The sequence below is a fragment of the Collinsella sp. LCP19S3_A7 genome, assembly GCF_052121995.1.
Classification (GTDB): domain Bacteria; phylum Actinomycetota; class Coriobacteriia; order Coriobacteriales; family Coriobacteriaceae; genus Collinsella.
The window spans coordinates 145,825-158,123 of record NZ_JBQKDE010000001.1; the positions used below are offsets into that span (position 1 = coordinate 145,825).

Sequence of the window (12,299 nt, forward strand, 5' to 3'; positions counted from 1 at the left end):
GCGCACGACGATGCAGCGTGCCAAACAGATATCGGAGTCTATTGAGCTGGGCATCATCTTGGCGCTCGCCGGTGGCTTTATGGACGTTTATTCGTACATTGGGCGCGACCATGTTTTCGCCAACGCGCAGACGGGCAACATCTTGCTGGTGGGCGTGAGCATCTCGGAGGGCAATTGGGCGCTCGCGGGGCGCTATTTCTTCCCTGTGGTGTCGTTTGCCGTGGGCATTATGCTTGCCGACCTGGTACACGAACGGTTTGGCAGCGTGATTCACTGGCGCCAGGTGACGGTGTTCTTTGAAGCCGTCATCTTGCTGGGCGTGAGCTTTATCCCCGGTGGCGGCTACAACTTGCTCGCCAACTGCCTCATCTCGTTTGCCTGCGGTATGCAGGTCGAGAGCTTTCGCAAGATCCACGGTCACGGCATTGCCACGACCATGTGCATCGGTAACCTGCGCAATGCGCTGCAAAACGTGGACGACTACATCATCACCCACAAGCGCGGCTTTTTGGAAAACGGCCTGCTGTACTTTGGCGTGATCTTTACCTTTGTGTTTGGCGCTGTGCTGGGAAACTGGTGTATTGAGCGCATGGGGCTGCACGCTATTGCGGTGGCGAGCGTGCTGCTGTTCGTGGCGTTTGCCATCATGTTTATCGACCGCGAGCGCGACCTGCGTTTTCGCTGGAAGCGCGCCTGCGAAGATTGGAAAGAGGCCTGCCAAAAATAGCGGCAGGGTGTGGCAAGGGGCTGACCCCTTGCCACACTGATCAATAATGGGGAGGGGGCGGTCATCTCGGCCGCCCCTTTTTTGTTTAGTGGTCAGGCAGTGACGATACCAGTTGTTGAAACGCTTTAAATAATCTGACGTTCTCACGCGTTTTTCGCTTCAAAAGCGTTAGGATGGGAGCCATAGCGTGGGGCGTAATGGGTGCCCCGCACACGATGGGAGGCTATCAATGGCTAATCGTTTCGTTCTCAACACCATCTCTTATCATGGTTCCGGCGCCATCAAGGAGATCCCCGGCGAGCTCCAGCGTCGCGGCTACAAGAAGATTTTCGTCTGCTCCGATCCCGATCTGGTCAAGTTTGGCGTTACCGCTAAGGTGACCGACGAGCTCGATGCCGCCGGCATCGCTTGGAGCCTCTACTCCGAGATCAAGCCCAACCCCACTATCCAGAACGTCAAGGACGGCGTCGAGGCCTTCAAGGCCGCCGAGGCTGATGCTATCGTGACCGTCGGTGGCGGCTCCTCTATGGACACTGCCAAGGCCATCGGCATCATCATCAACAACCCCGAGTTCGCCGATGTTCGCAGCCTCGAGGGCGTTGCTCCCACTAAGAACCACGCCGTGTTCACCATCGCCGTGCCGACGACCGCCGGTACCGCTGCTGAGGTGACCATCAACTACGTCATCACCGACCCCGAGAAGGTCCGCAAGTTCGTGTGCGTCGACACCAACGACGCCCCCGAGGTCGCCGTCGTCGACCCCGACATGATGGCTTCCATGCCCGCCGGCCTGACCGCTTCCACCGGCATGGACGCTCTGACCCACGCCATCGAGGGCTACACCACCAAGGGCGCTTGGGAGCTCTCCGACATGTTCCACTTTGAGGCCATCAAGCTGATCAGCGAGAACCTGCGCGACTCCGTTGCCGAGGCCAAGTCCGGCCAGCCCGGCTCCGGCCGCGAGGGCATGGCTCTTGGTCAGTATGTCGCCGGCATGGGCTTCTCTAACGTTGGTCTGGGCATCGATCACGCCATGGCTCATACCCTGTCCGCTCACTACGACACCCCGCACGGCGTCGCTTGCGCCATGCTGCTGCCGATTGCCATGGAGTTCAACAAGCCGGTTTGCGCCGAGCGCCTGGCCAAGGTCGCCGTCGCCATGGGCGTTGACACCACGGGCATGAGCACCGATGAGGCTGCCGACGCCGCTATCGCCGCCGTTAAGCAGCTCTCCGCTGACGTGAACATCCCGCACGTCTGCGAGGCCATGAAGGCTGACGAGATCGAGGTCCTGGCCAAGGACGCCATGGCCGATGCCTGCTTCCCGGGCAACCCGCGCGAGGCGACGCTCGACGACGTCATCGAGCTCTTCAAGAAGATCTGCCCGGCTGCCTAACATGGTTCGGCGGGCCCCTGCCCGTTAGCCCCACAATCGTCCTCGGACATGTCGGAGGCCCCGCTGCGCACTACGTGCGGCGGGGCCTCCTTCTGTCCTGCGGAAAGATTCTGGGGCTAACGGGCGGGGCCCGCCGGCTCGTTGTCGTGGTGGGCGCCGCTCTGAGAAGCCCGATGGGTTGTCTCGCTAGGTAAAAAGATGGTTCGCGGTGGTATCGTTGCTGTGGGTTTAATTCGATATGAAAGGGTGACTTTGGTGTCCAAGATGGATTCTATGCTCTCCTATATTACTGACCAGTTGAAGGCGCTTACCTCGATTGCTTCGCCTACGGGCTATACCCGTGCGGCGACTGATTATCTAATGGGAACGTTGCGCGATATGGGCTTTGGCCCCGAGCGTTCCAATAAGGGCAACGTGCTGGTTGAGCTTGGCGGCGAGGGCGAGCCGCTTGTGTTGGCGAGCCATGTCGATACCCTGGGCGCCATGGTGCGCTCCATTAAGGACAATGGTCGCCTGCGTCCCACGACGATCGGCGGGCATCAGTGGTCTACGGCCGATGGCGAGAACTGCACCGTCTACACGCGCGATGGCAATGTGTACACGGGTGTGGTCCTCAATACCGAGCCTTCGGCGCACGTGGCCGATGAGCCGGTCAAGACCATCGAGAAGAACATGGAAATCCTGCTCGATGAGAATGTCGACAGCAAGGATGACGTGCTTGAGCTGGGCATTCAGACGGGCGACATCATCGCTATGGATCCGCGCACCACGGTGACGGAGAGCGGCTATATTAAGAGCCGCTTCTTGGACGACAAGCTGTCGGCCTCCATTTTGCTGGGCTTGGCGCGTGCCGTCGCCGCTGGCGAGGTGACGCTTTCGCGCAAGGTGTCGCTGCTCTTTACCGTGTACGAGGAGGTCGGCCACGGTGGCGCTTTCGTGCCGGCCGACACGCGCGAGATGATCAGCGTGGACATGGGCTGCGTGGGCGACGACCTGGGCTGCACCGAGCGCATGGTGTCGATTTGCGCCAAGGATTCGGGCGGCCCCTACAACTACGATCTGGTGACCACGCTGTCCAATATCGCGCGCGAGCTGGAGCTCGATTACGCCATCGACGTGTACCCGCATTACGGCTCAGACGTTGAGGCCACGCTTTCTGCCGGCTACGACATCCGTCACGGCCTGATCGGCCCCGGCGTGTACGCGAGCCACAACTACGAGCGCAGCCACATGGACGGCGTTCGCAACACCTACGAGCTGGTTCGCGCCTACGTTCAGCGCTAGGGGAGCAGCTTGCGACTCGGCTGACCAATCGCTAAAGCCCGATTTCTCGGGCTTTTTTTCGCTTTAGGTCGTTTAGTATTATGATGTATCTAATCTATTAACTAAACGTGTAAATTACTTAACGAGGTGATGCGGTGTATGGATACGTCTGAGTACTTGTCTATGGGTGATGCTGCCCGCCTGCTGGGCGTTACGAAAGCCCGCATATCTCAACTTGCCGCATCGGGAACGCTCGCGTGCGATATTGTGGGCGGACGGAAGATGGTCGAGTACAATTCCGCGGTCGCTTATCAAAAGGTCCGCAAACGTGGACGCCGTCCTGCGGCCGATGTGGGGCGCAAGTTTACGCTGATGTCGGCCGACCATGAGGTCGCGCATCTCTCATTTGATCCGTCGCGCGAATTTCCCTTCGAAATCGCGGAGGTCCTCGATGCACAACGAATGCCGTTTGGCACGTGCTCGAGCTCTTCTCCTACGGTGAATAAACGGGAGCTCAACGTGTGGTGGAGCCATCGGTCGGTGCCCGATGTTCGCCCCGGACTCGTCTCGCGCTATCGCGAACTGGGAATTGCCAGTGGCATCGAGGTCCCGGTTCAGTGCCTGGGCCTCTCGCTTTCGGATTGCTATTGGCTGCGGCCGGCAGAATGCGACGGGCTCAAATGGCGAAACCTCAATTACTTCGAGAATGATTTTGAGCGATCGGCGCCCGAGGGACGTTCGGGTTGGCTGGAGGGCATCGGTCTTAAAAATCCCGACAACACATCCGAGGGCGAGCTCCCTAAATCGTGGGTGATCCGAAACGGCATTCGCGTTTTGGCTAAAGGTTGCGGCATGGACGATCAGCGTCCCTTTAACGAGGCGGTTGCAACGGCTCTACATCGTCGCTTGTTGTCGGAGGGCGAGTTTGTTCCTTATACGGTTGAGCGAATGTTCGATGGCCCTGTGTGTCTGTGCGACGACTTTCTTGACGGCCGCGAGGAATACGTTCCGGCTGTTTACGTTAAGGGCGCACTTGGTAGCCAGCGGGGAAACTCGACATACGACCGGTACTGCCGCTTCCTTGGTAAACATGGAGCAGACGAGGCTGCCGTGAGAAGGTCTATGTCGCAGATGATTGTCTGCGATGCCCTTTTGGCCAACAGCGATCGCCATTGGCGAAACTTCGGCATCATCCGCAATGTCGACACCCTGGAGATAAGGCCTGCTCCGCTGTTCGATAGCGGCAACTGCCTGTGGTACAACGTACCAACTGCCGTGCTCGCAGCTGGGGAGTTTGGGTTTTCTGCTAAGCCGTTTGGGCCCGACCCTTCCGTCCAGCTGGCGCTTGCGGACTCACTCGATTGGTTCGATTCATCGCGGCTCAACGGATTTGTTGATGAGGCGATCGAGATTCTTTCGCAGAGCGAATGGGCCACAGCGGAGGGCCGGCTCGAGTCCATTTGCCGCGGCCTCGAGCGTCGCGTTATCGAGGTGAATGCTGCTGTTGAGGTGCTTCGACACGTGCGGCGATAATCCTGCGGCTACCTGATGGCGGCGGTCACGGTGCCGCCGCCCAGGACGACGTCGCCGCGGTAGACTACAACGGCCTGGCCGGGGGCGATGGCTCGCTGCGGCTCGTCAAAGGTCAGAAGCATCTGTCCGTCGGCGCCACGTGTAAGGGTCGCTGCCTGGTCCTTTTGACGGTAGCGGTACTTGGCGCCCACGCGAATGTCGCCGGACGTGAGCTCTGCCTCCATGCGGTCGGCAGGGGCACTCCAGATCCAGTCGTTGGCCGTGAGTGCTGTCGCCGTCAGGTCCTCAGCCTCGCCCAGATGCACAATGTTGTTGGCGGCATCGACGCCCGTTACATACACGGGGCGCGCCATCGCGACGCCCAGGCCCTTGCGCTGGCCGACGGTATAGCGCAGTGCGCCGTTGTGGCGTCCGACCACGCTGCCGTCGCGCCATACAATATCGCCTGGCTCGGCGGCATGCCCGCAGCGGCGCTCGATATAGCCCGCGTAGTCGCCGTCCGCGATAAAACAGATATCCTCGCTCTCGGCCTTCTTGGCGTTGATGAAGCCCTGCTCGGCGGCAATGCGGCGCACGTCGCGCTCTTTGTCCAACCCTGCCAGCGGAAAGATTGTGCGTGCCAGGCGCTCTTGCGTGAGCGAATACAAAAAGTAACTCTGGTCCTTCTTGGAGTCTTCGCCGCGGTGCAGCTGCCAGGTGCCATCGGGCGCTTGGCTCGTTTTGGCGTAGTGACCCGTGGCAATGTAGTCACAGCCCATATCGAGCGCCGCGTCGAGCAGCGCGCCAAACTTAATATGGCGGTTGCAGATGATGCACGGGTTGGGCGTCAGCCCCTCCTGGTAGGCGGTCACGAAGCGCTCGATAACGTTGCGGTCGAAGGCCTGCTGCAGGTCGAGCACATGGTGAGGTATCCCCAGGCGATCGGCGACGGCCTTTGCATCGGCGATGTCACGGTCGACCTTGCTCATGCCCGTGACGGGATCGGGCGCAGGGCAGGTGAGGCGCATGGTGGCACCGACGCATTCGTAGCCTTGGCACTTGAGCAGATAGGCAGTCACGCTGGAATCGACGCCGCCGCTCATGGCGACGAGCACGCGCTTGTTGTGCATGGGGAGGTTCTCCTTGGTGGCATGTGGCCAAAAAAGAAAAGCGGCGCGGGAGGCTGGTTCCGCGCCGCAGACATTGTAGCAAGTTCGGACGTCTCGTGGGACACCCTGACGGGATGGGCTCAGACCGCCGGGAGAGAGAGGAGGCAGGTTCGTCCCTGAGCTCAACCTATGGGAAATAAGCTCTAGTCCTGGAACAGTGCCGTGGACAGGTAGCGCTCACCGGTATCGGCGAGCAGTGCCACGATGGTCTTGCCCTCGTTCTCGGGGCGCTTGGCCAGCTGCAGCGCGGCCCACACGGCGGCACCGGACGAAATGCCCACGAGCACGCCCTCCTTGTGGCCCACGGCGCGGCCGGTGGCAAAGGCGTCGTCGTTCTCGACGGGGATGATCTCGTCATAGACCTGGGTGTCGAGGACGTCGGGCACAAAGCCAGCACCGATGCCCTGGATCTTGTGCGGACCGGCCTGGCCCTTGGAGAGTACCGGGGAGGTGGCGGGCTCGACGGCGACAACCTGAATCTCGGGGTTCTGCTCCTTGAGGAACTCGCCCACACCGGTCACGGTGCCGCCGGTGCCAACGCCGGCGACGAAGATGTCGACCTTGCCGTCGGTGTCGTCCCAGATCTCGGGGCCGGTCGTGGCCTTATGGATGGCGGGGTTGGCGGGGTTCACAAACTGGCCGGCGATGATGCTGTTGGGGGTCTCCTTCTGCAGCTCCTCGGCCCTGGCGATGGCGCCCTTCATGCCCTTGGAGCCGTCGGTGAGCACGAGCTGTGCGCCGTATGCCTGCATAAGCTTGCGGCGCTCGACGGACATGGTTTCGGGCATGGTGATGATCACCTTGTAGCCGCGAGCCGCCGCCACCGAGGCGATGCCGACGCCGGTGTTGCCGCTCGTGGGCTCGATGATGGTATAGTCGCCGCCGCGCACGAGCTTGCCGGCCTTCTCGGCCTCGTCAATCATGTTCTTGGCGACGCGGTCTTTGACGGACCCGGCGGGGTTGAAGTATTCCAATTTGACGAGCACGCGGGCCTTGAGGTCCTCATCGGCCTCAAAGTGAGTGAGCTCCAAAAGCGGGGTGTGGCCGATAAGCTGATCGATGGACGTATAAACCTTGCTCATGGTGAACCTCCAAAGTGTTCAAATGACTGGATACCGTGTGGTTTTACGGTGGCCTAGTAGCTAAACCCATAAACCTTATAGGTTGTTTGTTTAGCTGTTGGCAAGCATAGTAGACACTAAAGCCTAGTAATGCAATAGGAAATAGAAGATTATTACGAGTCGATTAACCATCTTGACCGGAACGGGTATTTTCAAAGCCAATTTTTCGGCTAGAATTTCAACGGATTAAAAGACCGAAAGGCAGCACTATATATGTTGGTTTCTACTAAGGGCAGGTACGCCCTGCGCGTTATGGTCGACCTGGCCGAGCACCAGGCGGCCGGTCGCATCCCGCTCAAAGAGATTGCGGCGCGACAGGGGATTTCCGAGAAATATCTCGAGAACATCTTGGCTACGCTCGTGCGCGCCAACATGCTCTCGGGCATGCGTGGCAAGGGCGGCGGCTACGTGCTCACGCGCCCGCCCGAGCAGTACACGGTGGGAGAGATCTTGCGCCTGACCGAGGGCAGCCTGGCGCCGGTCGCCTGCCTGGATGGCGACTGCAAGGGCTGCTCGCGATCTGATGAGTGCCCCACGCTCGACGTGTGGAAGAACCTGGACAAGCTCATCAACGACTACCTCGACGGTGTGACGCTCGATGCGCTCGTCGCCCCCAACGGGGGCTACGACTACGTCATCTAGCCCCACCAGCCATTTGGGGACGGGGTAGAAATGGTAGATTCTTTTGTCCTCTGAGGCTTGACAAAGGCGAAGGCCGTCCATCGTTGCGATGGACGGCCTTCGTTTTGGCGTGTTGTGGCGGTCCGTATCCGGTTGCTTTAGTTCCTGGCGATGCTGTCGAAGATGCTTCGAGTGATGGACACCAAAATGCTACCCATAAAGGCCGACCCAAAGCCGGCAATGGAGATGCCCGCGCCCAGCAGATTTACCGATAGGTAGCTGGCAAGCTCGAGCATAAAGCTGTTGACTACAAGCTGAAAAATACCCAGCGTGATAATGGTGAGCGGCAGCGAGATGACCGTCAGGAGCGGCTTGACGAGCGAGTCGACGACGTTGAGGAACAGTCCCACAAAGGCAAAGCAGACCCAGGCGTCGGCCATGCCGAAGGGCTGAATGCCGGGGACGAGGAACGTGGCGATCGCGATAGCGATTGAGGTCAAAAGCCAGTTGAGCAAGAAGCGCATGGTAGGTTCCTTTCCGGTGCGCGTGACGTGTTGGTGGCGCGTAAGCTCGTTTGCCGCGGCGAATCGGATGGTTGCCTTGGCGTGCGCCTCTGCGTTGGGCGCCCATTGTCTCAGATATTCGTGGAGCTTGCGTGCGCATTCGGTTTCAAAACGGCGTTCGTCCTAAAAAACGCGCCGCTGACAGAGAGTCTTGTCACTTTAGTTTGGTGGTGTGCTAAACTGCTACGGGCAAAAGCCACATGCGTTGCCCTATTGCATAGAATGGGCGAACGATGCCCGGTGCCAGTATCAACTTCGATGCCTTTTGGCGGGTTTGGCGGTGATCGATGAATATCGAGAACATGTTTGACAAGCCTGATGTCAAGCAGCTAGTCCACGCATTTAGTCTTTTGGACGACGAGAAAGATATCCAAGCGTTTTTGACCGATATCTGCACACCGCGCGAGATTTGCGATCTATCGCAGCGTCTGCAGGTCGCGCGCTACCTGGACGAGGGCGAGCCCTATGTCGAGGTTCAGGTCCGTACCGGCGCTTCGTCCACCACGGTGAGCCGTGTATCCAAGGCGCTCAACGGCGAGTACGGTGGCTACCGCAAGATCCTCATTAAGCTGGAGGATGGCGAATAGGCCGCGGCAAAACGAATTGTGAAAAACCGCTCCTCCGGGGGCGGTTTTTATATGCCGAATAATTGGTGCAAGCGAGCCTGTCCCCTTTGCACCAACGGACGAGTCTGCCCCCTTGGCACCAATGTGGTGCAAAGCGACTTGTCTCCAAAGCGCCAAAAGATGAAGCTGCGGTGGCAATGTGTCCGCTTGGGCGGGTAGGATGGATGCACTGATTATTGCGAACAGTTTGAGTGGAGGACCATGCCTGTTCGAATCTATACCACTAATGCCGGCACGGATTTGAGCGATGCCGAGTCGGCGCTGCTTGCCGACCTTATTGCCCGCCACGGGCGTGCCGTGCTGCTGGCGCCAACGTTTGCCGAGCTCGACCTGTGCCGTCATGATGCGGCGGAAGCCGGCGTTTCGCTGGGCATCGATTACAAGACGCCCGCGTCGTGGCTTCGCTCGCTTTGGGAGCTTTTGGGCGACGGGCGCGGTTTCGTCGACAACCTGCAGCGCCAGATGCTGTTTTCGGACATGGTCACGCGTCTCGATGATGTCGACCTGCAGCCGCTTTCGCGCAGCCAGGGCACGGTGCGCATGCTTGCGCGCATGGCCCGCGATGTGCTGCCAGGTGTGGCGGGGACAGCTGCCGAGCGATGCCGTGGCAACAATTGCCGGCCTGAGCCAAAAAGCGATGCCGAGGCTCGTGTGTTCGAGCTTTTGCGTGCCTACGCGGGCGGTCTGGACCGTCGAGATATGGTCGAGCCCTGCGAGGCGGCTGACATTATGGCCAGCGCTCTGGCCGATAATCTGCCGGCGTGCGCCCGTGCCGTCTGTGTACGCGGCGTCACGTCGTTTACGCACGGTCTGCTCGAGCTGCTGTCTGCTGTGGCGAACAGTGGGGGAGAGGTCGTCGTGCTGCTTGCTCGCGAGCAGGCGGCGATGCGCGAGGAACTTGCCGCGGCATTTGATGCCAGCGGTGTGCTGTTTGAGGTCGCGCCGCTGAGGGAGGACGCCGTCGCGTCTGATGCCGCTTGTGGAGCTACCGCTCAGCCTGCCTTTATTGAGGTCGCGGGCCCCCACGCCCGCGCTCATGCTTATGCGGACGCAATTGATGATCTGGTAAAAGCGCGCCAGGGTTTCGGGGCCGACGATACCGCCGGCCTCTCCGCCGACCCCGTACGCGTGCTCGTTGTTTCTGCCCGGGCACCCCAGCTGTTCGGTGAGCTCGCCTCTCGTCTGGCGGCTCGTCATATCGCTGCCGAGACAACTGAATTCACGGCGTTTTCCCAATCCATTGCGGGCAGGCAGTTTGCGGCGCTTGCCAGCTTGATCGAGCGCATGAAGGCGGCCGATGAGGGTGTGGCGTCAAAGACCGAGTGGTGGCCCGCGCCTGAGCTTGCCGACTGGATCTACAGCCCGCTTTCGGGCGCTGATGCAGCCAATGCCCGTATCTTCGATAAGAATATGCGTCTCTCGCGTAGCAAGACTACCGCGGGCGTTAAGAGCCTGCTGCAGAGCGTGCAAGGCCAGGTGAGGGGCGCACGCAAGGCGGCGAGCGACGAAAACTGGTTTAAGAACGTACCGTGTGTGGTCTCGGACGTGTTCCAGGCACTGTGGCGCGACAAGCCCGTGACGGCGCTCAAGGCCATGCTTGCCGTTGCCGAGGCGTTGCCCGATCGCTCGCTGGGCAGCCTGGATGGCCAAGCTCGTCGCCAAGCGGAGGCGGCCCTGCTGCGCCACGCCATCGACATCCTTATGAATGACGCCCGCGCGCTCGACGTGTCGCAGGCCGCGACCGTGCCCGTGCTCGATGGCATTCGCACCAAGGTGGACAAGCGTAGCACCGCCTACGATTACGAGACCTACGAGGTTGACGGTGCGCCACGTGCCCAGGTTCGCTTTGCCTCGCTTGCCGATGTGGCGGCTCTGCGCCCCGGCAGCTACGATGCCGTGCTGTTTGCCGATGTCGATCTGGACAGCTATCCGCTCTCACACGAGGAAGGACCGCTGGCCACGTTGGCTGCGAGCCTTGGTCGCGAGGGCGTGACGCTTGAGCCTGCGGCCTTGTTGCGCGTGCGCTTTGGCCACGCGATGCGGGCGGCACGTGGCCCGGTTGCGCTTGCGCGCGTGACGCACGATCGCCAGGCGCGCGAGTGCTATCCGGCTGCCGTGTGGACCGAGTTGCGGGCGCATGCCGAGGCCACCGGTGCCGCTCAGGTGACATGCGTGGGCGAGGGCGATATCGTAGGTGATTTTGACCCTGCAGCCGGCAAGGGCCTCAAGCGCGAGCGCGTGGCATGCGAGGCTCCTCAGCATTTGAGCGAGGCGGCCGTGCCATATCTGGTCTTGCGCCGTCGGGACGGCGAGGGCGAGGACGCGCCGCTTGTACCGCGTCTGACGTCTGCCTCGCAGATCGAGGCCTATTCCACCTGCCCGCTGTGCTGGTTCGTCTCGTATCGCGTTAAGCCCCAGTCTATCGACGCGGGTTTTGGCAACATGGAGAAGGGCAACTTTGTCCACGACGTGCTGGAACATCTGCACGCCCGTTTGCCCCAAGAGGGCATGGAGCGTGTGACGCCCGAAAACCTGCCGCGTGCGCAGGAGCTGCTGCACGAGGTCTTTGCCGAGACCTTGGCCGAGCACGCCGGCAAACGTGGCAACGAGGGCCCGCTGGTGCCGCTCTCGCCGGTGGAGGAGCGTCAGGTGGCCGAGATCTTGCCGCAGCTGGAGGGCGTGCTTGCTTACGAGTCCGAGGCGCTTGCCCCCTTCGCTCCGCGCTACCTGGAGTTTGCGTTCAACGAGCTCCAGGTCGAGTATGCCGGTTGGCCGCTCAGCGGGCGCATTGACCGCGTGGATGTGGATGCCGAGAATCGCGCTGTGGTGATTGACTACAAACATCGCACGGGCGTTGAGGAGTTTAAGCTCGCCGATCCTACGGTGCGCGACGAGGAATCGGGCACGGCGCCCATCGACGATCCGCGCTGGTTGCCGCCACATACCCAAACGCTCATCTACGCCCAGGCCATGCGCCGGGCGCTGGATTTGGATACCCGTGCGGCGCTCTATTTTTCGACCAAGGGCGGCAAGCCCGCGTTGCGCGGTGCCGCGAGCGCCGAGCTGCTCGAGGAAGAGCGTGGCGACGGTCGCATCCCGGGCCTTAAGAAAGGTTTCCCCGGCGAGGGTGGCAGCATGGACTTCGACGCCCTGCTCGATCGCGTGGAGGCCGGCATCGCCGAGCGCTTGCGCGAACTCGAGGCGGGCAACGTCACTGCTGTCGACCCGGCGTCGACGCAGGCCGCGCATGCCCGCTGCTCGTATAACCACGAAGGAACGTTTGTAAGGAGGGACGTGTAGA

The 12,299-nt window shown here is 61.0% G+C and carries 10 protein-coding genes; 7 read left to right on the forward strand and 3 right to left on the reverse strand.

Going from position 1 to position 12,299, the window contains the following annotated elements; genetic code table 11:
- Window positions 1-10 precede the first annotated feature (10 nt).
- The 4 genes from ACTQV3_RS00645 (at window position 11) to ACTQV3_RS00660 (ending at window position 4,919) form a co-directional block, all read left to right on the forward strand.
- Complete coding sequence (locus ACTQV3_RS00645) at window positions 11-727, forward strand: YoaK family protein (RefSeq protein ID WP_154515938.1); 717 nt, start codon at window positions 11-13, stop codon at window positions 725-727.
- A gap of 229 nt (window positions 728-956) precedes the next feature.
- The gene (fucO, locus tag ACTQV3_RS00650; RefSeq protein ID WP_154515935.1) at window positions 957-2,123 is read left to right on the forward strand and encodes a lactaldehyde reductase; all 1,167 of its coding nucleotides are present in this window, start codon (window positions 957-959) and stop codon (window positions 2,121-2,123) included.
- Between the two features lie 264 nt (window positions 2,124-2,387).
- Window positions 2,388-3,407: a M42 family metallopeptidase gene (locus ACTQV3_RS00655; RefSeq protein WP_441067601.1), complete on the forward strand. Its 1,020-nt coding sequence runs from the start codon at window positions 2,388-2,390 to the stop codon at window positions 3,405-3,407.
- Window positions 3,408-3,545: 138 nt separating this feature from the next.
- The gene (locus tag ACTQV3_RS00660; protein ID WP_441067517.1) at window positions 3,546-4,919 is read left to right on the forward strand and encodes a hypothetical protein; all 1,374 of its coding nucleotides are present in this window, start codon (window positions 3,546-3,548) and stop codon (window positions 4,917-4,919) included.
- Window positions 4,920-4,927: 8 nt separating this feature from the next.
- Here ACTQV3_RS00660 and mnmA read toward each other — a convergent pair whose 3' ends face one another.
- Both mnmA and cysK read right to left on the reverse strand, forming a co-directional pair.
- The gene (gene mnmA, locus ACTQV3_RS00665) at window positions 4,928-6,193 is read right to left on the reverse strand and encodes a tRNA 2-thiouridine(34) synthase MnmA (protein ID WP_441067515.1); all 1,266 of its coding nucleotides are present in this window, start codon (window positions 6,191-6,193) and stop codon (window positions 4,928-4,930) included.
- 17 nt (window positions 6,194-6,210) lie between these two features.
- Window positions 6,211-7,149: a cysteine synthase A gene (gene cysK / locus ACTQV3_RS00670; protein WP_154515926.1), complete on the reverse strand. Its 939-nt coding sequence runs from the start codon at window positions 7,147-7,149 to the stop codon at window positions 6,211-6,213.
- A 252-nt stretch (window positions 7,150-7,401) separates the two neighbouring features.
- On the opposite strand from cysK, the gene ACTQV3_RS00675 reads away from it, so the two are divergent.
- Window positions 7,402-7,830 (forward strand): RrF2 family transcriptional regulator, encoded by a 429-nt coding sequence (locus ACTQV3_RS00675; RefSeq protein ID WP_154515923.1) that lies wholly within the window; start codon window positions 7,402-7,404, stop codon window positions 7,828-7,830.
- A gap of 137 nt (window positions 7,831-7,967) precedes the next feature.
- Here ACTQV3_RS00675 and ACTQV3_RS00680 read toward each other — a convergent pair whose 3' ends face one another.
- Window positions 7,968-8,333 (reverse strand): phage holin family protein, encoded by a 366-nt coding sequence (locus ACTQV3_RS00680; protein ID WP_154515920.1) that lies wholly within the window; start codon window positions 8,331-8,333, stop codon window positions 7,968-7,970.
- A gap of 326 nt (window positions 8,334-8,659) precedes the next feature.
- Here ACTQV3_RS00680 and ACTQV3_RS00685 point away from each other — a divergent pair, with 326 nt between their 5' ends.
- Window positions 8,660-8,959: a YerC/YecD family TrpR-related protein gene (locus ACTQV3_RS00685; protein WP_154515917.1), complete on the forward strand. Its 300-nt coding sequence runs from the start codon at window positions 8,660-8,662 to the stop codon at window positions 8,957-8,959.
- 240 nt (window positions 8,960-9,199) lie between these two features.
- Window positions 9,200-12,298, forward strand: a complete 3,099-nt coding sequence (locus tag ACTQV3_RS00690; protein WP_441535680.1) for a PD-(D/E)XK nuclease family protein — start codon at window positions 9,200-9,202, stop codon at window positions 12,296-12,298.
- Window position 12,299: the final 1 nt, after the last annotated feature.

Coding starts and splice junctions, on each gene's coding strand:
- ACTQV3_RS00645 (WP_154515938.1), top strand. CDS start 11: ATGCAGCGTGCCAAACAGATATCGGAGTCTATTGAGCTGGGCATCATC.
- fucO (WP_154515935.1), top strand. CDS start 957: ATGGCTAATCGTTTCGTTCTCAACACCATCTCTTATCATGGTTCCGGC.
- ACTQV3_RS00655 (WP_441067601.1), top strand. CDS start 2,388: ATGGATTCTATGCTCTCCTATATTACTGACCAGTTGAAGGCGCTTACC.
- ACTQV3_RS00660 (WP_441067517.1), top strand. CDS start 3,546: ATGGATACGTCTGAGTACTTGTCTATGGGTGATGCTGCCCGCCTGCTG.
- cysK (WP_154515926.1), bottom strand. CDS start 7,149: ATGAGCAAGGTTTATACGTCCATCGATCAGCTTATCGGCCACACCCCG.
- ACTQV3_RS00675 (WP_154515923.1), top strand. CDS start 7,402: ATGTTGGTTTCTACTAAGGGCAGGTACGCCCTGCGCGTTATGGTCGAC.
- ACTQV3_RS00680 (WP_154515920.1), bottom strand. CDS start 8,333: ATGCGCTTCTTGCTCAACTGGCTTTTGACCTCAATCGCTATCGCGATC.
- ACTQV3_RS00685 (WP_154515917.1), top strand. CDS start 8,660: ATGAATATCGAGAACATGTTTGACAAGCCTGATGTCAAGCAGCTAGTC.
- ACTQV3_RS00690 (WP_441535680.1), top strand. CDS start 9,200: ATGCCTGTTCGAATCTATACCACTAATGCCGGCACGGATTTGAGCGAT.